Genomic DNA, 20,378 nt, shown 5'->3' on the forward strand with positions numbered 1-20,378 from the left:
GATGGTAAGATGAAAGTTACCGTATTTGGTATTGGCTACGTTGGTTTAGTCCAGGCCGCCGTGCTCGCTGATGTTGGGCATGACGTCATGTGCATCGACGTGGACGCAAAGAAAGTGGAAAACCTGAAAAAAGGTGAAATCCCTATCTTTGAGCCAGGCCTTGCGCCGTTGGTGAAGAAAAATTATGAAGAAGGGCGCCTGCAGTTCAGCACCAATGCTGAAGAGGGCGTCAACCATGGCGAAATGCACTATATCGCCGTGGGGACTCCGCCTGATGAAGACGGTTCCGCTGACCTGAAATACGTGACTTCCGTTGCGCGTACCATTGCGCAGTACATGGATTCACATAAAGTCGTCATCGACAAGTCAACGGTGCCCGTTGGCACGGCAGACAAAGTCCGTGCGGTGATGGAAGAAACCCTGAAATCTCGCGGTCTGGAGATTAACTTTGATGTGGTTTCTAACCCCGAGTTCCTGAAAGAAGGTGCCGCGGTTGCCGACTGCATGCGCCCTGAGCGTATCGTCATCGGGACGGATAACGAAGAGGTTATTGACCTGCTTCGTGAGCTGTATGAGCCGTTCAACCGTAATCACGATCGCATGATTCTGATGGATATCCGCAGCGCCGAGCTGACCAAATACGCCGCTAACTGCATGCTGGCGACCAAAATCAGCTTCATGAACGAGATCGCTAACCTGGCCGAACGTCTCGGGGCTGACATCGAGAAAGTGCGAATGGGTATCGGGTCTGATTCCCGGATTGGCTACAGCTTCATCTATCCAGGCTGCGGCTACGGTGGCTCGTGCTTCCCGAAAGATGTTCAGGCGCTGATTCGCACCGCAGAGCAGATTGGCTACACGCCAAAAATTCTGCAGGCGGTCGAAGAGGTTAACTATGCTCAGAAGCAAAAGCTGCCTGAATTCGTGACCCGCCACTTCGGCCAGGATTTGAAAGGCAAAACCTTTGCGCTTTGGGGACTTTCTTTCAAGCCTAATACAGACGATATGCGTGAAGCCTCCAGCCGGGTGCTGATTGAGGCACTGTGGGAACGAGGCGCAGAGATTCAGGCTTTCGATCCAGAAGCCATGGATGAAACTCAGCGTATTTACGGCCACCGCAGTGATTTAAGGCTGATGGGAACCAAAGAAGCGGCCCTGCAGGGCGCTGATGCGCTTGTGGTTTGTACCGAGTGGCAGAGCTTTAAGGCTCCGGATTTCGATCTGATGAAGAAATCCCTGAAGCAGCCGGTCATCTTCGATGGTCGTAATCTTTATGATCCAGAAAGACTGAATAAGCGTGGTTTTGTTTATTACGCAATCGGCCGCGGTGCTTCCATTAATATTGTTTAAATAACGCCCGTCTGTTGTTATTTATCGTGACCGGCACGACAGCGCACCAGAGAGCCTGTACGCTGCCGGTCACGTTCTCCTTCTCGTACCACTCCTAAGATTTTAAATCCCCGCTATTAGGCTCCTACAGGGCTTTTCAGCCGTGTTTCTGCAATATTCTGCCGTGCTCGATGGACAAAACCTTTATCGGGGTTAAGGTCAAGCGCTGTGCTCGTTATTTGAACATTAGGGTGCATCTGAAGCAGAAAGATAAGCGAGCGACTAAACGCTGATAACAATGGGCCGTGTAAATATGAGCGATAAAAGTGGCACTAATATACTTCACGGCGCGTATGTGGGGCGAACCAGTCTCGGCGTAAGCGAGATAAAAGCAACGTATGGGATACTCAATAATCTCTCGGCATGAGATCTTCAGGCAAGGATTCAACTATATGTAGTAACGCCACATTTTTAGTTGATAACGCTTATGGAGTATATCAGCCCGAGAAATGGATTACCTTAACGTCAGATAAATCTGCGTCAGGCTTAACCTGATGATTAGCGGGAGAAATTAACTGTACTAAAGGACAGGTATTGTATCTAAAGATATTAAATACGATTCATTAATAAAGAAACGTAAGCTGTTATAGGATTGTTTTACTAAAGTGGCTCATAGCAGGGGCATTAAAATGAAGTGCGTCACAAATAAAAAATCCCGCCGGAGCGGGATCTTAATAAGCAGCACTGAGGGAATTACAGCAGGAAGTCTTCCAGTTTCTTACCTTGCTCATCCATTGCTTTCTTGATAACTGCTGGAGTACGGCCCTGGCCAGTCCAGGTTTTAGTTTCGCCGTTTTCGTCGATGTACTGGTATTTAGCAGGACGCGCAGCGCGCTTCGCTTTACCTGCAGATTTAACAGCAGCGATGCTGTTCAGCAGTTCGTTAGGGTCGATGCCGTCAGCAATCAGCATTTCACGGTATTGCTGCAGTTTACGAGTGCGCTCTTCAACTTCAGCCGCCGCCGCGTTTTCTTCTTCACGACGTTCGTTAACGACAACTTCTAATTTCTCCAGCATCTCTTCCAGAGTTTCCAGGGTGCATTCTCTTGCCTGGGCACGAAGAGTACGGATGTTGTTCAGAATTTTAAGTGCTTCGCTCATTGTAGTAATCTCAAACTTATTATTGGGGGGTGACGTTTGAGCTAATAATAGAGCGTTATATTAGGTTCTGCAATAGCTGTGAATGTAAGTAATTCAAAATTTGCTGATATATAAGTGGCAGTTTAAATACGGTTAACTTAATTCCTGGCCGCTAAACCACGTGAAATGGCACTTCAAGACTCAATTTTTAGACAACAACCCTGCCATCAAAAGGGTTTGTCATGATGAGAGAAAGATAAAAATTTCGCATTAATCATCAAATATCAAGCACGGGTATTTAGGCATAGGATGGATAGCGGTCGTTTACAATTTATAATAATTGAGCAGGTGAAGCATTTCATTAGCGGCGATAACCCGTCTGGATAGGCGAACCGTCATAGCCGTTTCATGTATCCGGCGTACCGCTATTACTCAATGTATAAGCGTGATTTATTAATATATCGGATACAATTAACCTTGATGTTTAGCGAGGTAATCCGCCATCCACCGCACGTTACAGTGTGGTACAATCCGCCGAAACATAATTTACACTTTTGATTCAGGCAACGGGTGCAATGGCTCAACTCTATTTTTACTACTCAGCAATGAATGCGGGAAAATCGACGGCGCTACTTCAGTCATCCTGGAATTACCAGGAAAGAGGGATGCGTACGCTGGTCTACACCGCCGAAATTGATAATCGCTTTGGTGTGGGTAAGGTCAGTTCGCGTATTGGTCTGTCATCCCCGGCCCGGCTTTATAATCCGACAACGGACCTGCTGGCCGACATCCGCGCCGAACAGGAATCTGCCCCGATACACTGCGTTCTGGTGGACGAGAGCCAATTTTTATCTAAAGAGCAGGTTTATGCTTTATCTGATGTTGTCGATGAGCTGGACATTCCTGTTTTATGCTACGGGCTGCGAACGGATTTTCGCGGGGAGTTATTCAGCGGCAGTCAGTACCTGCTGGCGCTGTCAGACAAATTGGTTGAGCTGAAAACGATTTGTTTCTGTGGCCGTAAAGCCAGTATGGTGCTGCGTCTCGATCAGGAAGGTCGGCCTTATAATGAGGGTGAACAGGTGGTGATAGGCGGGAATGAGCGCTATGTTTCGGTCTGCCGTAAGCATTACAAAGAAGCCTTGCTTAAAGGCTCTCTACAGGCCATTCAGGGCAACTGATTCACCGGGCAGGACTTCCTGTAACGCTTCTACATTAAACATGCTGTGCAGGCCTGAGTGACGTATTCAGACAGAAAAAAAACCCGCCAAAAGGCGGGTTTTGCATTTTAAGGGCTACCGATTAAGCCGTTTTCTTGGCTTTTTTGTCAGCTTTTGCCGCTGGTGCAGCTTCTTTAGCCGCAGCACCTTCAATAAACGGACGGCCGTAGTAGGTATCCAGCAGAATCTGTTTCAGTTCAGAAATCAGCGGATAGCGTGGGTTAGCGCCGGTGCACTGGTCATCAAAGGCATCTTCGGACAGTTTATCCACGTGTGCCAGGAAGTCTGCTTCCTGCACGCCTGCTTCGCGGATGGACTTAGGAATACCCAGTTCAGCTTTGATTGATTCCAGCCATGCCAGCAGTTTCTCAATCTTAGCCGCGGTACGGTCACCCGCTGCGGTCAGACCCAGGTGGTCGGCGATTTCAGCGTAGCGGCGACGAGCCTGTGGGCGGTCGTACTGGCTGAAAGCCGTCTGCTTGGTTGGGTTGTCGTTCGCGTTATAGCGAATAACGTTGGAGATTAGCAGGGCGTTCGCCAGACCGTGAGGAATGTGGAACTGAGAACCCAGTTTGTGAGCCATGGAGTGGCACACGCCAAGGAAGGCGTTAGCAAACGCGATACCGGCGATAGTCGCTGCGTTGTGAACACGTTCACGTGCAACCGGATTTTTAGACCCTTCATTATAGGAAGCTGGCAGGTTTTCTTTCAGCAGTTTGAGTGCCTGCAGAGCCTGGCCGTCAGAGAATTCGCTTGCCAGGACGGAAACGTAAGCTTCTAGCGCGTGGGTCACGGCATCCAGACCACCAAAGGCGCAGAGCGACTTAGGCATATCCATCACCAGGTTAGCATCAACAATTGCCATGTCCGGGGTCAGCGCGTAGTCAGCCAGCGGGTATTTCTGTCCGGTTGCATCGTCGGTAACAACCGCAAACGGTGTGACTTCAGAACCGGTACCGGACGTGGTGGTGACCGCAATCATCTTCGCTTTCACGCCCATTTTCGGGAACTTGTAGATACGTTTACGGATATCCATAAAGCGCAGCGCCAGTTCTTCGAAGTGGGTTTCTGGGTGCTCGTACATGACCCACATGATTTTGGCTGCATCCATTGGGGAGCCGCCGCCCAGCGCAATGATCACGTCTGGTTTGAAGGAGTTTGCCAGTTCAGCACCCTTGCGAACAACGGTCAGCGTAGGGTCAGCTTCAACTTCGAAGAAGACTTCGGTTTCTACGCCAGCGGCTTTCAGCACGGAGGTGATCTGATCGGCATAGCCATTATTGAACAGGAAACGGTCGGTCACAATCAGCGCACGTTTGTGGCCATCAGTAATCACTTCATCCAGCGCAATTGGCAGAGAGCCACGGCGGAAGTAGATAGATTTCGGAAGTTTATGCCACAGCATGTTCTCAGCTCGCTTAGCAACGGTTTTCTTGTTGATCAGGTGCTTAGGACCCACGTTTTCGGAGATGGAGTTACCGCCCCATGAACCACAACCCAGCGTCAGAGACGGCGCAAGTTTGAAGTTATACAGGTCACCGATACCACCCTGAGAAGCCGGAGTGTTAATCAGGATACGTGCGGTCTTCATTTTATCGCCGAAGAACTTAACGCGCGCAGGCTGGTTGTCCTGGTCGGTATAAAGGCAAGAGGTATGGCCGATACCGCCCATCTCAACCAGTTTCTCTGCTTTTACTACTGCGTCTTCAAAGTTTTTAGCGCGATACATGGCAAGGGTAGGGGACAGTTTTTCATGAGCAAACGGCTCGGACTCATCGACTGCAGACACTTCACCGATCAGGATTTTGGTATCTGCTGGTACGGTGAAGCCTGCCAGTTCTGCAATTTTGGCTGCCGGCTGGCCCACAATCGCGGCGTTAAGCGCACCATTCTTCAGAATGATGTCCTGAACGGCTTTCAGCTCTTTGCCCTGCAGCAGGTAACCGCCGTGGCTGGCGAAACGTTCACGAACGGCGTTATATACAGAATCAACAACGATGACGGACTGTTCAGACGCACAGATAACGCCGTTGTCGAAGGTTTTTGACATCAAAATAGACGCGACAGCACGTTTAACGTCGGCAGTTTCGTCTACCACAACAGGGGTGTTACCTGCGCCTACGCCGATAGCCGGTTTACCGGAGCTGTAAGCAGCTTTAACCATGCCAGGACCACCGGTCGCCAGAATCATGTTGATGTCCGGGTGGTGCATCAGGGCGTTAGACAGCTCGACGGAAGGTTGATCAATCCAGCCGATCAGATCTTTTGGTGCGCCCGCCGCGATTGCAGCCTGCAGAACAATGTCTGCTGCTTTGTTGGTTGCATCTTTAGCGCGTGGGTGCGGGGAGAAGATGATCGCGTTACGGGTTTTCAGGCTGATCAGCGATTTGAAAATGGCGGTTGAAGTTGGGTTAGTGGTGGGCACGATACCGCAGATGATACCGACAGGTTCGGCAATCGTGATGGTACCGAAGGTGTCGTCTTCAGACAGCACACCGCAGGTTTTCTCATCTTTATAAGCGTTATAGATATATTCAGAAGCGAAGTGGTTTTTAATCACTTTATCTTCGACGATACCCATACCGGATTCAGCGACGGCTAATTTAGCCAGGGGGATTCGAGCGTCGGCAGCGGCCAGGGCGGCAGCACGGAAAATCTTATCGACTTGCTCTTGAGTAAAGTTGGCATATTCACGCTGGGCTTTCTTTACGCGCTCTACGAGGGCGTTCAGTTCCGCGACATTAGTTACAGCCATAATGCTCTCCTGATAATGTTAAACTCTTTTAGTAAATAAGCTGCGCGAGTCGACAGTATAGTCAGCAGCCACCGAATGCGTGTTTAAGACAAAAAACTGTCATGAAAATGACCTGGATTCATGCGCTGATTTACTAAAAGAGCCTCATCTGAATAAGCCGTGTTAGTGAAGAAACCTGCTTTTCAGATGTGTCCAAGAGTACTCACTTCTGAGTAGGTTTTTCGTGATCTAAATCACAACTAATCGATGCTGACACCATTCAGCAGGCGCTATCCAGGTGATTGATAAATCTTTAAAAATTTAGTCACAGCAATGTCAAAACAAAGTATCACAAATTCAACATTCGGGTAACAGTTCGCCATGATGCTAAAATAAGTCGTTGCAGGCATCGATTAAGCAGGGAAATAGCGTAGCGGCAGAGGGGCTTTTCCATTACATTATGCCTGCTTTTGCTTTTTCCATTTGCGGAGTTTTGTGTGGCTCAATCCTTTTTCGACCTGCCAACCTATATTAAGTTTTTTATCGGGATGTTTGCTCTGGTCAACCCGGTAGGGATCATTCCCGTATTTATTAGTATGACCAGTTACCAGAGTGCCGCCGCAAGAAATAAAACCAACCTCACGGCCAACCTCTCGGTGGCGATTATTCTCTGGACCTCACTTTTTTTGGGTGACGGTATTCTGCAAGTTTTTGGTATTTCAATTGATTCATTCCGCATTGCCGGCGGCATTCTTGTGGTGACCATTGCTATGTCAATGATCAGCGGTAAGTTGGGTGAAGATAAACAGAATAAGCAAGAGAAGTCGGAGAGCGCGATACGCGAAAGCGTGGGGGTTGTTCCCCTGGCATTGCCGTTGATGGCGGGGCCGGGTGCCATCAGTTCAACGATTGTCTGGGGAAGTCGCTATCATAGCTGGGGTCACCTGCTGGGATTCTCCCTGGCCATTGCGCTGTTTGCATTTTGCTGTTGGCTGCTGTTCCGCATTGCACCGTGGCTGGTGCGCATACTGGGGCAAACCGGAATCAACGTGATCACCCGCATCATGGGCCTGCTTCTGATGTCTCTGGGGATCGAATTTATTGTCACCGGGGTCAGGGCTATCTTCCCGGGCCTGACAAGTTAATTCCGCTGCCGCTTTCAAATGAAAAAGCAGAATCTCTATTCTGCTTTTTTTCTTTCCGTAGAAGAAAATTTCACCTGTCCGCTATCCCCATCATTGCAAAAGTAAATGCGAATCTTTCATAAGAAAATGCTTTGGAAAACCGTATATTAGAGGTTGACGTTGTAACAAGCTGTACAGAAAAGTGGCGATCGAAATGATATTTAGCATCCGTTATGCAATCAGGCTTGCTGCGGGTTTATTGAGATGATATTAGTAATTCATGCCTTCCCGCAGAGGAATGTGCTAAAAAATAATCAATTGTTAATTTTTTGTGAGTGATGAAGCAGGCGATAAACCGACCTCCTCTCTAATGCAGTGATAGTATACTAACTCCATGATAATAAAGATTATGATTGGGTTTTTATAAACATCCTTCCTGCATGACGCTCCCCACAATCTCTCCATAAAAGAGAAATGGTTAACAAATTTGCAAATTGTATTGGCGGGTATCTGAAGCTTTTGATACTTTCCGGGCAAAACAATTCGCTGAAAAATGTTTCTTTTCTAGATGAGAATGATTTCGCAGCGTAATCATGTCCTGCGAACAACTAAATCATGGCCGTCGACCACGCAATCGGCGGCAGAAAGAATCGACGTAATGAGGTCGCCGAATAGAGCGGCCCGAAAATAAAGTCGGTGATAGCGAAGTAGTAAGGAAAGCAGTATCCCGTACGGACGTTTAACGCTCCTGCGCTGTAAGGGACCCCTGAGGGGAAGAGGCCGACTTTCGGGTCGGTAATTATAATGAGTGGAGTACCAACACAATGACAAATATCACTAAAAAAAGCCTGATTGCAGCGGGCATTTTAACTGCGCTGATTGCTGGCAATGTCGCGATGGCGGCAGATGTTCCGGCGGGTGTGCAATTGGCAGAGAAACAAGATCTGGTTCGTAACAACGGCTCAGAACCTCAATCTCTTGATCCGCACAAAATCGAAGGCGTGCCAGAGTCCAATATCAGCCGTGACCTGTTCGAAGGTCTGCTGGTAAGCGACCTGCAGGGCCATCCGTCTCCGGGCGTCGCAGAGTCCTGGGACAACAAAGATTTTAAAGTCTGGACCTTCCATCTGCGTAAAGACGCGAAATGGTCCAACGGCGAACCTGTCACCGCGCAGGACTTTGTTTACAGCTGGCAGCGCCTGGCTGACCCGAAAACCGCCTCTCCTTATTCCAGCTACCTGCAGTACGGTCACCTGACCAATATCGACGATATCATTGCCGGTAAAAAGCCGACCAGCGATCTGGGCGTGAAAGCCATCGATGACCACACTCTGGAAGTCACCCTGAGCGAGCCGGTACCGTACTTCTACAAGCTGCTGGTTCACCCATCCGTTTCTCCGGTACCGAAAGCGACCGTTGAGAAATTCGGCGACAAGTGGACTCAGCCTGCCAACATCGTGACCAACGGTGCATACAAATTAAAAGATTGGGTGGTGAACGAGCGTATCGTTCTGGTGCGTAACACCAACTACTGGAATAACGCGAAAACCGTGATTAACCAGGTGACCTACCTGCCAATCTCTTCTGAAGTAACAGACGTTAACCGCTACCGCAGCGGTGAAATCGACATGACGTATAACAACCTGCCGATTGAGCTGTTCCAGAAACTGAAAAAAGAAATTCCAACTGAAGTTCACGCCGATCCGTACCTGTGTACTTATTACTACGAGATCAACAACCAGAAAGCACCGTTTACCGATCCTCGCGTTCGTGCGGCGCTGAAACTGGGCCTGGATCGCGACATCATCGTGAACAAAGTGAAAAACCAGGGCGACCTGCCGGCTTATGGTTACACCCCGCCGTATACCGATGGCGCGAAACTGACCCCGCCAGAGTGGTTCACCTGGTCTCAGGACAAGCGTAACGAAGAAGCCAAAAAACTGCTGGCTGAAGCAGGTTACACCAAAGACAAGCCGCTGACCTTCAACCTGCTGTACAACACCTCCGATCTGCACAAGAAGCTGGCTATCGCCGTGGCGTCTATCTGGCAGAAAAACCTGGGCGTGAACGTCAAGCTGGAGAACCAGGAGTGGAAAACCTTCCTGGATACCCGTCATCAGGGGACCTTCGACGTGGCGCGTGCGGGCTGGTGTGCGGACTATAACGAACCGACTTCCTTCCTGAACACCATGCTGTCCGACAGCTCTAACAACACCGCGCACTATAAGAGCCCGGCGTTCGACAAGATTATTGCCGACACCCTGAAAGTGACCGACGAAGCCCAGCGTACCGCGCTGTATGAGAAAGCTGAGCAGCAGCTTGATAAAGACTCAGCCATCGTCCCGGTTTACTACTACGTTAACGCCCGTCTGGTTAAGCCGTGGGTGGGTGGTTACACCGGTAAAGACCCGATGGATAATGTCTACGTAAGAGACTTATACATTATCAAACATTAATGGCAATTCGTGGGGCAGGGCCCACCGGTTTCGGCCGGTGGATAAGGTCTGCCCCATCGTGTCTTATTTACATCGCACTGCAAAGGCACAGGCCAGAAGGTACGGGCAATGTTGAAATTTATTCTACGTCGTTGTCTGGAAGCAATTCCGACACTCTTTATTCTTATCACTATTTCCTTCTTTATGATGCGTCTCGCACCGGGGAGTCCTTTTACCGGCGAACGTACGCTGCCGCCAGAGGTCATGGCGAACATCGAAGCGAAGTATCACCTTAACGATCCGATCACCACGCAGTATTTCAGCTATTTAAAACAGTTGGCGCATGGGGATTTTGGGCCGTCATTTAAATACAAAGACTATTCGGTCAATGACCTGGTGGCCTCCAGCTTCCCGGTATCCGCAAAATTAGGTGCAGCTGCTTTCATCTTTGCCATTGTGCTGGGTGTGACGGCGGGCGTGGTTGCGGCGCTGAATCAAAACACCAAATGGGATTACACGGTAATGGGCTTTGCCATGACGGGGGTGGTTATCCCCAGCTTCGTGGTGGCGCCGTTGCTGGTACTGATCTTCGCTATCACCCTTAAATGGCTGCCCGGTGGCGGCTGGAACGGGGGGGCGCCGAAGTACATGATACTGCCGATGATAGCCCTGTCTCTGGCGTACATCGCGAGCATCGCGCGTATTACCCGCGGCTCAATGATTGAAGTCCTGCACTCTAACTTTATCCGCACCGCACGTGCCAAAGGCCTGCCGATGCGTCGTATCGTGCTGCGCCATGCCCTGAAACCTGCGCTGCTGCCGGTCCTGTCATACCTCGGACCAGCGTTTGTGGGCATCATCACGGGCTCCATGGTGATTGAAACAATTTATGGCTTGCCGGGCATCGGTCAGCTGTTTGTTAACGGGGCGCTGAACCGTGACTACTCACTGGTTCTCAGCCTGACCATTCTGGTCGGCGCGCTGACGATTCTGTTCAACGCGGTAGTTGACGTGCTGTATGCCGTTATCGACCCGAAAATCCGTTACTAAGCTGGAGTGGCCATAATGTTGACTAAGAAAAACAGCGAGGCGCTGGAAAACTTCAGTGAAAAACTGGAAGTTGAAGGCCGCAGCCTGTGGCAGGACGCGCGTCGCCGTTTTATCCATAACCGTGCGGCGATCACCAGCCTGTTTGTCCTGGCTCTGATTGCGCTGTTCGTGGCTTTTGCGCCAGTTCTGTCGCAGTTTACCTACTTTGATACCGACTGGGGCATGATGTCGGCGGCCCCTGACATGGCATCCGGTCACTATTTCGGGACCGATTCGTCCGGTCGCGATCTGCTGGTGCGTGTTGCCATTGGGGGACGTATCTCCCTTATGGTGGGTATTTCTGCTGCGCTGGTGGCGGTTATTGTCGGGACGCTGTACGGCTGTCTGGCCGGCTATCTCGGCGGCAAAATCGACTCCGTGATGATGCGTTTGCTGGAGATCCTGAACTCCTTCCCGTTCATGTTCTTCGTGATCCTGCTGGTGACCTTCTTCGGGCAAAACATCCTGCTGATTTTCGTGGCTATTGGGATGGTGTCCTGGCTGGACATGGCGCGTATCGTGCGCGGCCAGACCCTGAGCCTGAAACGCAAAGAGTTCATCGAAGCGGCACACGTAGGCGGTGTTTCGACCATTAACATCGTTCTGCGCCATATTGTGCCGAACGTGTTGGGCGTGGTGGTGGTTTACGCCTCACTGCTGGTACCTAGCATGATCCTGTTCGAATCTTTCCTGAGTTTCCTGGGCCTCGGCACGCAGGAGCCTCTGAGCAGCTGGGGAGCGCTGTTAAGCGACGGTGCAAACTCCATGGAGGTATCACCGTGGCTTCTGCTGTTCCCGGCAGGCTTCCTGGTGGTTACGCTGTTCTGTTTTAACTTTATCGGCGATGGCCTGCGTGATGCCCTCGACCCGAAAGATCGTTAAGGAGTCCCTCCATGAGTACTATTGAAACCTCTCCGGTGGCCGCTCCACTGAACAAATCTGAGGTCCTGCTGGACGTTAAAGACCTGCGTGTGACCTTTGGCACACCCGACGGCGACGTCACGGCAGTAAACGATCTCAACTTTAGCCTGCGTGCCGGTGAAACCCTCGGCATTGTCGGTGAGTCCGGCTCGGGCAAATCCCAAACGGCCTTCGCGCTGATGGGCCTGCTGGCGGCCAATGGTCGTATCGGCGGCTCTGCGAAATTCAACGGCAAAGAGATCCTGAACCTGCCGGAGTCGCAGCTTAACCGCCTGCGCGCCGAGCAAATCTCGATGATTTTCCAGGATCCGATGACCTCGCTGAACCCGTACATGCGTGTGGGCGATCAGCTGATGGAAGTGCTGATGCTGCACAAAAAACTCGGTAAGGCGGAAGCGTTTGAAGAGTCTGTGCGGATGCTGGATGCGGTAAAAATGCCGGAAGCGCGGAAGCGTATGCGCATGTTCCCGCACGAGTTCTCCGGCGGGATGCGCCAGCGCGTGATGATTGCCATGGCGCTGCTGTGCCGGCCAAAACTGTTAATTGCTGACGAACCGACTACCGCGCTGGACGTTACCGTTCAGGCGCAGATCATGACGCTGCTGAACGAGCTGAAGCGTGAGTTCAACACGGCGATCATCATGATCACCCACGACCTGGGCGTTGTGGCAGGGATCTGCGACAAAGTGCTGGTGATGTACGCCGGGCGTACGATGGAATACGGCAACGCGCGTGACGTCTTCTATAAGCCGGTACACCCTTACTCCATCGGCCTGTTGAACGCGGTGCCGCGTCTGGATGCGGAAGGTGAATCTCTGCTGACCATTCCTGGCAACCCGCCGAACCTGCTGCGCCTGCCGCAGGGGTGCCCGTTCCAGCCTCGCTGCCAGTTTGCGATGGAAGCGTGTAATAGTGCTCCGCCACTGGAGCAGTTTGGTGATGGCCGCCTGCGTGCCTGCTTTAGATCGGTGGAGGAATTAGTATGAGCACCGTTGCAGAAGAGAGAAAAGTTCTGTTAGAAATCGCCGACCTGAAGGTGCATTTTGACATCAAAGACGGCAAACAGTGGTTCTGGCAGCCTTCCAAAACCCTGAAAGCCGTGGATGGCGTGACGCTGCGCCTGTACGAAGGGGAAACCCTCGGCGTGGTGGGCGAGTCCGGCTGCGGTAAATCGACCTTTGCCCGCGCCATCATTGGCCTGGTGAAAGCGACCGATGGCCGCGTAGCCTGGCTGGGAAAAGATCTTCTGGGCATGAAACAGGAAGAGTGGCGCGACGTGCGCAGCGATATTCAGATGATTTTCCAGGATCCGCTGGCTTCGCTGAACCCGCGTATGAACATCGGCGATATCATCGCCGAGCCGCTGCTGACCTATCATCCCAAAATGCCGAAGCAGGAAGTTCGCGACCGCGTGAAGGCGATGATGATGAAAGTTGGCCTGCTGCCAAACCTGGTCAACCGCTACCCGCATGAATTCTCCGGCGGCCAGTGCCAGCGTATCGGTATCGCACGCGCGCTGATTCTTGAGCCAAAACTCATCATCTGTGATGAGCCGGTCTCCGCGCTGGACGTGTCGATTCAGGCGCAGGTGGTTAACCTGCTGCAGAAACTGCAGCGCGAAATGGGGCTGTCGTTAATCTTCATCGCCCACGATCTCGCGGTGGTGAAGCACATCTCCGATCGCGTGCTGGTCATGTATCTGGGCCATGCGGTGGAGCTGGGCACCTACGATGAGGTGTACCACAATCCGCTGCACCCTTATACCAAAGCGCTGATGTCGGCGGTGCCGATCCCCGACCCGGATCTGGAAAAGAATAAAACTATCCAGCTGCTGGAAGGGGAGCTGCCGTCGCCCATCAATCCGCCATCAGGCTGCGTGTTCCGCACCCGCTGCCCGATTGCCGGCCCGGAATGCGCCAAAACGCGTCCGGTGCTGGAAGGCAGTTTCCGCCATGCGGTTTCCTGTCTGAAGGTTGACCCGCTATAATCTCGCCTGGGGCCAGCACCGCGCTGGCCCTTTCTTTTTGCGAGGATCACCGTGCCAGGCAACATTTCATCACTTCGTGCGCTGCTTTACCGCTTTCTGTTTGATCAGAATACCCGCTCAGGGCGCCGGTTCGAGGCGTTTTGCGGCCTGCTGGCGCTGCTCAGCGTGGCCGTTGTTTTTACCGAATCCAGCGTCGGGAGCGATCCCCGGCTAACCTACGGCGAATGGCAGCTGTTTATCTGGCTGGAAATCATCTTCACGCTGCTGTTCACCTGCGAATATCTGCTGCGAGTGCTAACGTGGCCGCAGCCCATCCGCTACGTGTTTAGCTTCTGGGGCATTATTGACCTGGCGACCATGCTGCCGCTGTATGTCCTGTGGCTTTGGCCTGAGTTTGCTATTCACTACTATTTTGCCTGGCGAGCTATGCGAGCCATTCGCGTGCTGCGTATCCTCAAACTTCTGCGCTACATGCCCGCGCTCAAAAGTCTGTGGCGCAGCCTGATTAACGCCAGCAATCAGCTGATCCTGTTCTATTCGTTTATTGCCATCGTGATGGTCGCGGCGGGAGCGCTGATGTACGGTATAGAAGGGAAGGCCAACGGCTTTACCAGCCTTGGCGTAGCGGTTTACTGGGCGGTTGTGACGGTCACCACTGTCGGCTATGGCGACATTGTGCCGCACACCGCGCTGGGCCGTTTCGTTGCCTCGCTGCTGATTCTGATTGGCTATTCGGTAATAGCCATTCCCACAGGGATTTTAACGGCGCAGATGTCGCAGGATATGCAAAGAAGGCGGTCAGTTAGGGAATGTGTGCGCTGTCATCAGCAGGATCATGCCAGCAACGCGCATTACTGCAAAACCTGCGGGGAGCATTTGCCGCCCAACGAGAAGTAATAGCGCGGCCTGAAGGCCGCGCCAGTATCACTCACGCCACAGGATGTGGCACAGCTTGTGGTCTTTCTCACGGCACAGCAGGACGCGAGCGAAGATATCGTTCAGCTCGCCGCCGTCGGTATCCGCCAGCCCGATAACGACTTCTGCAAAGAAGTCAGGGTTCAGGTCGAAATCGACGTGCTCCTGCCAGTCTTCGGCCGGGTCAAACAGCTCCGCACCGCCGCGCTCCTCGAACTGCAGATTGAAAAGAATAATGTCAGCAGGATCGAGATTATCGCCCGCCAGCTCGAGAAAAATATCGTACGCCTGTTCTAAAGTCTCGTCTTCGGTCAGGCGGTTATTCAGATCCATTTCCATCTCTACATCCACTTATCGAGTGCTGATGCGCCACGTTTTACAGCAACGGACTAAAGAAGTAAAACAGTCGCTCGGTCATTCGCTGCCAGAGCGGGCGTTTTAACCATAAATGCGCGTCCAGCAGCCGCGAGCGGGAGATATAGTCGTCCTGCACCGCAGCTAAATCACCGGCAAAACCTTCATCATCGATGACCAGCGTAATCTCAAAATTCAGCCACAGGCTGCGCATGTCCAGGTTAACCGTGCCGACCAGGCTGAGTTGCCCATCGACCAGCACGCTTTTGGTGTGCAGCAGCCCGCCTTCAAACTGGTAAATTTTCACGCCAGCGGCAAGCAGTTCAGTGAAGAACGCGCGGCTTGCCCAGCCCACCAGTAAAGAATCGTTTTTACGCGGCACGATGATACTCACGTCCACGCCACGCTGAGCTGCGGTGCAAATGGCGTGGAGCAAATCATCGCTCGGTACGAAGTAGGGGGTCGTCATGATCAGGTATTCACGAGCGGCATAAACGGAGGTCAGCAACGCCTGATGAATCAGATCTTCCGGGAACCCTGGCCCTGAAGCGATAGTATGAATGGTGTGCCCGCTGGCCTCTTCGAACGGCATGATATTCTCATCCGGCGGCGGCGGAAGAATACGTTTCCCGGTCTCAATCTCCCAGTCGCAGGAGTATACGATGCCCATTGCGGTGGCGACCGGGCCTTCCATACGCGCCATCAAATCGACCCACTGACCCACATTCGCATTCTGCTTGAAGAAACGGGGGTCAACCATGTTCATGCTACCGGTATAGGCAATATAGTTATCGATCATCACCATCTTACGGTGCTGGCGCAGGTCCATCCGACGCAGGAAAACACGCATCAGGTTAACCTTCAGTGCTTCGACTACTTCGATGCCCGCGTTACGCATCATATTGGCCCACGGGCTGCGGAAGAAGGCGACGCTACCCGCGGAGTCGAGCATCAAACGGCAATGAATGCCGCGTCGTGCAGCAGCCATTAATGATTCTGCCACCTGGTCGGCCATGCCGCCGGGTTGCCAGATATAAAACACCATCTCGATGTTATGGCGTGCCAGTTGGATATCGCGGATCAGCGCCTGCATGGTGTCATCCGAACTGGTTAGCAGCTGGAGCTGATTGCCCTTCACGCCGGCAATCCCCTGGCGGCGCTCGCAAAGCTGGAACAGCGAGCTGGCGACCTCGCTGGTTTCTGAGGCAAAAATATGCTTACAGTTTTTCAGCTCTTTAAGCCATTTAGCGGTAGACGGCCACATGGCGCGCGCGCGCTCTGCCCGGCGTTTACCGAGATGCAGTTCCCCCACGGAGAGATAGGCAATAATCCCGACCAGCGGCAGAATATAGATGATCAATAGCCAGGCCATTGCCGAAGGGACGGCGCGGCGTTTCATCAATATACGCAGCGTAACGCCGGCGATAAGCAGCCAGTAGCCGAGAATGACCAGCCAGCTCACCACGGTATAGAAGGTTGTCATGCCTTAAAAATCCTTTTGAAACCGAAGAGTTGAGAGTGTACGCAGAACTTTCATTGCTTAACACTAAAAGTATACGCAAAACGGATGGTTTGCCCGGCAGAAGGTTCTATAATGGCGGGTCTTTTTTAGGAAATTGAGTCGTAGACATGAGACGTAGCAGAACGGAAGTTGGGCGTTGGCGTATGCAGCGTCAAACGCAGAAGCGCAGGGCGCGTTGGCTGGAAAGCCAGTCACGGCGCAATATGCGCATTCATGCTATTCGTAAGTGCCTGGTTAACCAGCAGCGTAATTCATTGCTGTTTGCCATCCACGATCGCTGGGCATAAGAAAAGGGCACCGTGTGCGGTGCCCGTCAAGCCTTTTCTCTTACCATAATCACTCCTGACTGTCGGAAAAAACAACAGCATTTCCGAAAAGCCCGTGATAAGGGTGGCTGTTTTGTCTTCAGCGAAATCAGAACACTTTTTTGTACGGCTTCACTTCGACTTTAGCGTAAACGCCTGCGGCGATATACGGATCTGCATCAGCCCAGGCCTTCGCCTCTTCCAGAGAAGCAAACTCGGCAATCACCGTGGAACCAGTAAAGCCGGCGCTGCCGGGATCGTTGCTGTCAACCGCCGGCATCGGGCCTGCGGTCAGCAGACGACCTTCGTCACGCAGTACCTGAAGGCGAGCCAGGTGGGCAGGGCGAACGGACAGGCGCTTTTCCAGTGAATCAGCAATATCTTCGGCATAAATGACGTACAGCACGGGCACACTTCCTTCTTGATGTTGGGTTGTAAACCACGGTAAGTGAACCTCGGGCAGACTGCAATTGAAAGATAAACGGGATGTTAAATCCTTGAGAAAATAGCGGGAAACTCGCGCAGACAGCAGGAAAAAGTGCGCCTTTGGGCAATGCGTTGTTGAATATGATTGTTATTTGCATTTAAAATTGTCGTCTCTTGAAAGACACTGAAACCATTATGACGTCAATGACCCTGGAATTACCTCGCCGCTTTCCGTGGCCGACTCTTCTCTCCGTCGGGATTCATGGTGCCGTTGTGGCCGGGTTGCTCTACACCTCGGTACATCAGGTTATTGAGTCCCCAGCACCTTCGCAGCCGATCAGCGTCACGATGGTTGCGCCTGCTGATCTTGAGCCTCCTCAGCCTCAGGTTGTTCAGCCTCCGCCACAGCCGGTCGCAGAACCCGAACCGGAGCCAGAGCCGATACCCGAGCCGCCGAAAGAGGCGCCCGTTGTTATTCACAAGCCTAAGCCAAAACCGAAGCCTAAGCCGGTGAAAAAGGTTGAGCAGCCGAAGCGTGAGGTTAAGCCGGTTGAGCCTCGCCAGACTTCTCCGTTTGAAAACAATGCGCCCGTGCAGCCTGCGCCAACGGCAGCGGCGAAACCAGCTCCTGCATCGCCTGCACCATCGGTGAATACCGGGCCGCGAGCGATCAGCCGCGACAGGCCGCAGTACCCTACGCGAGCTTTTGCATTGCGTATGGACGGCAATGTTCGCGTGAAGTTTGATGTCGATGCCGATGGCCGGGTGAATAACGTTGAGATCCTCTCCGCCCAGCCTGCAAACATGTTCGAACGTGAAGTTAAGCAGGCGATGAAGAAGTGGCGCTATGAGAGCGGGAAGCCAGGGCAGGGCATTACCGTCAACATCAAGTTCCGCATTAGCGGCGGCGCAAGCATGGATTAATAATCATCACCCACCTTTTAAAAAAGCCACGTATGAGAATACGTGGCTTTTTTATTTCGTGACCTGTTTTGCCTAATGTTGTGGGACAATTATTGTTTAAATATTCATCAATTAAACGATTCCAGAAAAATAATAAATGAATTTTTTCATTCCTTATCCTAAATTCAATAATCAAACTTAAGGTAAATTAACTACTAATATTAATAGGGTGTTTATTTAAGACTTTTCTTATTTATTGCTGCGCTGGCATACTAAAGGGAGATGACAAAAATAGACTCTTCTTTTATGCGCCATTATTATAAGGCCGCCTTTTTGTGCGTGCTTTTTTACTCCGACTTAAACTATGCTGCGCCGCTTACGCCTGCCGACAGGGACACTATTCTCCAGCAGCAGCAGGATTTGTTATTGCAGAACAGGCAGCAGCGAGAGGAGATCCAGCGTAGCCTCCAGCCCCGACTGGCAAGCCCTGTGGCCCAATCTGACCAGGGGCCCTGCTTCACCATTCGCCATATTGATATTGAAAATGCCACGCTGCTTTCCGACCCGGCCCGGAATCGCCTAATTACGCCCTATATTGATCACTGCCTCGGCATGGCGAAGATCAATCAGCTAACCCGGGATATATCTGACTGGTATATTAGCCGCGGATATATCACCAGCCGGGCATTTTTGACCGAGCAGGATCTTTCGGGGGGAACGCTGCATATTGCGGTGCTGGAGGGCAGGCTGCAGGCTATTCGTATTGAAGGGGCTCCTTCACGCCAGCTAATAATGGCGTTTCCGGGACTGGAAGGGAAAATACTTAACCTGCGCGATATTGAGCAGGGGATGGAGCAAATAAACCGGTTACGCACCACGCCGGTACAAATTGAAATATTACCGGGCGAGAAGGCCGGGGAATCGATAGTCAATCTCACGGCCACGCCTGAATTTCCATTTTCCGCAGCCGTCGGGTTTGATAACAGCGGGCAAAAAAGCACCGGCACCGGGCAGCTTACCGCCTCGCTGACCGCCAACAATCCGCTGGGGCTGGCTGATAAATGGTTTATCAGCGGCGGGCGCAGCAGCGATTTTGCCAGCGACCATGATGCCCAAAACTTTCAGGCCGGGGTCAACGTGCCCTGGGGTTATAGCCTCGTTGATTACAGCTACAGCTGGAGCGACTACCTCACCACCCTCGATAACAAAGGTTATCTGTGGCGTTCGACCGGGCGAGCCGAAACGCATCGCCTGAACTTCTCCCGCGTGCTTTACCGAAACGGTGACTTAAAAACCGCCGCCTCCATCGGCCTGACTCACCGTATTAGCCGCAACTACCTGAACGATGCGCCGTTGCTTAGCAGCAGCCGGAAGCTCACCAGCCTGCAGTTCGGCCTTAACCACACGCAGAAAATCGCGGGCGGCGTGGCAACCCTGAACCCGTCATTCAGCCACGGCGTACCGTGGTTTGGGGCCGAAAACGATAACGGCAAGCGGGGAGATGTGCCAAAAGCCGAATTCAAAAAATGGAGCCTGAGCGGCAGTTTTCAGCGCCCGCTGACGCAAAAAATCTGGTGGCTGACCAGCGTCTACGGCCAATGGTCGCCCGATCGGCTTTACGGCAGCGAGCGCTTAACGATAGGCGGTGAAAGCTCTGTGCGTGGCTTCAAAGAGCAATACCTTTCCGGCGATAATGGGGGCTATCTTCGCAACGAACTGAACTATGCCCTGTTCAGCCTCCCTTATCTGGGCGAAGTCAGCCTGAACGCTGCCGTAGATGGCGGTTGGCTGCGCAATGACAACGAAGACCGGCAGGCTTCCGGCACGCTTTGGGGTGCCTCCGCTGGCCTCGCTGTCGCCGGGCGCTACTACTCCAGCCAGTTCACCGTTGGCACGCCGCTTCACTATCCGGGCTATCTGGCACCGGACCATCTCGTGATTTATTACCGCCTGGGCCTGGCGATTTAAGGTAAA

The 20,378-nt window shown here is 52.2% G+C and carries 17 protein-coding genes; 12 read left to right on the plus strand and 5 right to left on the minus strand.

Translation table 11 applies throughout. The features are described from left to right. Nucleotides 1-9: 9 nt before the first annotated feature. Nucleotides 10-1,350, plus strand: coding sequence for a UDP-glucose dehydrogenase family protein (locus tag F3J28_RS04920; RefSeq protein ID WP_166873320.1), 1,341 nt, complete (start codon nucleotides 10-12; stop codon nucleotides 1,348-1,350). A gap of 732 nt (nucleotides 1,351-2,082) precedes the next feature. Here the strand turns inward: F3J28_RS04920 and hns are convergent. Then, the gene (hns, locus tag F3J28_RS04925) at nucleotides 2,083-2,490 is read right to left on the minus strand and encodes a histone-like nucleoid-structuring protein H-NS (protein WP_008454242.1); all 408 of its coding nucleotides are present in this window, start codon (nucleotides 2,488-2,490) and stop codon (nucleotides 2,083-2,085) included. 554 nt (nucleotides 2,491-3,044) lie between these two features. On the opposite strand from hns, the gene tdk reads away from it, so the two are divergent. Beyond that, nucleotides 3,045-3,650: a thymidine kinase gene (gene tdk, locus F3J28_RS04930; protein ID WP_166873323.1), complete on the plus strand. Its 606-nt coding sequence runs from the start codon at nucleotides 3,045-3,047 to the stop codon at nucleotides 3,648-3,650. 121 nt (nucleotides 3,651-3,771) lie between these two features. Here tdk and adhE read toward each other — a convergent pair whose 3' ends face one another. Then, entirely contained in the window at nucleotides 3,772-6,444 is a 2,673-nt protein-coding gene (gene adhE, locus F3J28_RS04935) for a bifunctional acetaldehyde-CoA/alcohol dehydrogenase (protein WP_166873326.1), read from the minus strand. A 476-nt stretch (nucleotides 6,445-6,920) separates the two neighbouring features. Here adhE and F3J28_RS04940 point away from each other — a divergent pair, with 476 nt between their 5' ends. From F3J28_RS04940 to F3J28_RS04970, 7 genes are all read left to right on the plus strand, one after another. Continuing rightward, nucleotides 6,921-7,568, plus strand: coding sequence for a YchE family NAAT transporter (locus F3J28_RS04940; protein ID WP_008454247.1), 648 nt, complete (start codon nucleotides 6,921-6,923; stop codon nucleotides 7,566-7,568). Between the two features lie 803 nt (nucleotides 7,569-8,371). Further along, on the plus strand, nucleotides 8,372-10,003 hold the full coding sequence (gene oppA, locus F3J28_RS04945) for an oligopeptide ABC transporter substrate-binding protein OppA (RefSeq protein WP_008454249.1): 1,632 nt from the start codon (nucleotides 8,372-8,374) through the stop codon (nucleotides 10,001-10,003). 108 nt (nucleotides 10,004-10,111) lie between these two features. Beyond that, a complete protein-coding gene (oppB, locus tag F3J28_RS04950; protein ID WP_008454251.1) occupies nucleotides 10,112-11,032 on the plus strand; it encodes an oligopeptide ABC transporter permease OppB in 921 nt (306 codons plus the stop codon). A 12-nt stretch (nucleotides 11,033-11,044) separates the two neighbouring features. Then, on the plus strand, nucleotides 11,045-11,953 hold the full coding sequence (gene oppC, locus F3J28_RS04955; protein WP_034807489.1) for an oligopeptide ABC transporter permease OppC: 909 nt from the start codon (nucleotides 11,045-11,047) through the stop codon (nucleotides 11,951-11,953). Nucleotides 11,954-11,964: 11 nt separating this feature from the next. Next, entirely contained in the window at nucleotides 11,965-12,978 is a 1,014-nt protein-coding gene (locus F3J28_RS04960) for an ABC transporter ATP-binding protein (protein ID WP_166873330.1), read from the plus strand. Further along, on the plus strand, nucleotides 12,975-13,979 hold the full coding sequence (gene oppF, locus F3J28_RS04965; protein WP_008454255.1) for a murein tripeptide/oligopeptide ABC transporter ATP binding protein OppF: 1,005 nt from the start codon (nucleotides 12,975-12,977) through the stop codon (nucleotides 13,977-13,979). Before F3J28_RS04960 ends, oppF begins: the two co-directional genes overlap by 4 nt. Nucleotides 13,980-14,030: 51 nt before the next feature. Then, nucleotides 14,031-14,876: an ion transporter gene (locus F3J28_RS04970; RefSeq protein WP_166863523.1), complete on the plus strand. Its 846-nt coding sequence runs from the start codon at nucleotides 14,031-14,033 to the stop codon at nucleotides 14,874-14,876. A 27-nt stretch (nucleotides 14,877-14,903) separates the two neighbouring features. On the opposite strand, the gene F3J28_RS04975 is transcribed toward F3J28_RS04970, so the two are convergent. Continuing rightward, complete coding sequence (locus tag F3J28_RS04975) at nucleotides 14,904-15,233, minus strand: HI1450 family dsDNA-mimic protein (RefSeq protein WP_008454257.1); 330 nt, start codon at nucleotides 15,231-15,233, stop codon at nucleotides 14,904-14,906. 37 nt (nucleotides 15,234-15,270) lie between these two features. Continuing rightward, nucleotides 15,271-16,731 carry a cardiolipin synthase gene (gene cls, locus F3J28_RS04980; protein ID WP_166873332.1) on the minus strand — a complete coding sequence of 487 codons (1,461 nt, stop codon included), beginning with the start codon at nucleotides 16,729-16,731 and terminating at the stop codon, nucleotides 15,271-15,273. 146 nt (nucleotides 16,732-16,877) lie between these two features. Here cls and F3J28_RS04985 point away from each other — a divergent pair, with 146 nt between their 5' ends. Then, nucleotides 16,878-17,057 (plus strand): YciY family protein, encoded by a 180-nt coding sequence (locus F3J28_RS04985; RefSeq protein WP_008454259.1) that lies wholly within the window; start codon nucleotides 16,878-16,880, stop codon nucleotides 17,055-17,057. 127 nt (nucleotides 17,058-17,184) lie between these two features. On the opposite strand, the gene F3J28_RS04990 is transcribed toward F3J28_RS04985, so the two are convergent. After that, nucleotides 17,185-17,481 (minus strand): YciI family protein, encoded by a 297-nt coding sequence (locus tag F3J28_RS04990; RefSeq protein ID WP_166873335.1) that lies wholly within the window; start codon nucleotides 17,479-17,481, stop codon nucleotides 17,185-17,187. Between the two features lie 224 nt (nucleotides 17,482-17,705). Here F3J28_RS04990 and tonB point away from each other — a divergent pair, with 224 nt between their 5' ends. Together tonB and F3J28_RS05000 are read left to right on the plus strand one after the other, a co-directional pair. Beyond that, a complete protein-coding gene (gene tonB / locus F3J28_RS04995) occupies nucleotides 17,706-18,425 on the plus strand; it encodes a TonB system transport protein TonB (RefSeq protein ID WP_205247128.1) in 720 nt (239 codons plus the stop codon). 285 nt (nucleotides 18,426-18,710) lie between these two features. After that, nucleotides 18,711-20,372, plus strand: coding sequence for a ShlB/FhaC/HecB family hemolysin secretion/activation protein (locus F3J28_RS05000; RefSeq protein WP_166874442.1), 1,662 nt, complete (start codon nucleotides 18,711-18,713; stop codon nucleotides 20,370-20,372). Nucleotides 20,373-20,378 lie beyond the last annotated feature (6 nt).

The organism is Enterobacter sp. Ap-1006, from assembly GCF_011752835.1.
Taxonomy (GTDB): domain Bacteria; phylum Pseudomonadota; class Gammaproteobacteria; order Enterobacterales; family Enterobacteriaceae; genus Cedecea.

Bases quoted from the DNA above. Each gene is read 5' to 3' on its own strand.
- tonB (WP_205247128.1), top strand. From the start codon at position 17,706: ATGACCCTGGAATTACCTCGCCGCTTTCCGTGGCCGACTCTTCTCTCC.
- hns (WP_008454242.1), bottom strand. From the start codon at position 2,490: ATGAGCGAAGCACTTAAAATTCTGAACAACATCCGTACTCTTCGTGCC.
- F3J28_RS04920 (WP_166873320.1), top strand. From the start codon at position 10: ATGAAAGTTACCGTATTTGGTATTGGCTACGTTGGTTTAGTCCAGGCC.
- oppA (WP_008454249.1), top strand. From the start codon at position 8,372: ATGACAAATATCACTAAAAAAAGCCTGATTGCAGCGGGCATTTTAACT.
- tdk (WP_166873323.1), top strand. From the start codon at position 3,045: ATGGCTCAACTCTATTTTTACTACTCAGCAATGAATGCGGGAAAATCG.
- oppB (WP_008454251.1), top strand. From the start codon at position 10,112: ATGTTGAAATTTATTCTACGTCGTTGTCTGGAAGCAATTCCGACACTC.
- oppF (WP_008454255.1), top strand. From the start codon at position 12,975: ATGAGCACCGTTGCAGAAGAGAGAAAAGTTCTGTTAGAAATCGCCGAC.
- cls (WP_166873332.1), bottom strand. From the start codon at position 16,731: ATGACAACCTTCTATACCGTGGTGAGCTGGCTGGTCATTCTCGGCTAC.
- F3J28_RS04975 (WP_008454257.1), bottom strand. From the start codon at position 15,233: ATGGAAATGGATCTGAATAACCGCCTGACCGAAGACGAGACTTTAGAA.
- F3J28_RS04960 (WP_166873330.1), top strand. From the start codon at position 11,965: ATGAGTACTATTGAAACCTCTCCGGTGGCCGCTCCACTGAACAAATCT.
- F3J28_RS04985 (WP_008454259.1), top strand. From the start codon at position 16,878: ATGAGACGTAGCAGAACGGAAGTTGGGCGTTGGCGTATGCAGCGTCAA.
- F3J28_RS05000 (WP_166874442.1), top strand. From the start codon at position 18,711: ATGCGCCATTATTATAAGGCCGCCTTTTTGTGCGTGCTTTTTTACTCC.
- adhE (WP_166873326.1), bottom strand. From the start codon at position 6,444: ATGGCTGTAACTAATGTCGCGGAACTGAACGCCCTCGTAGAGCGCGTA.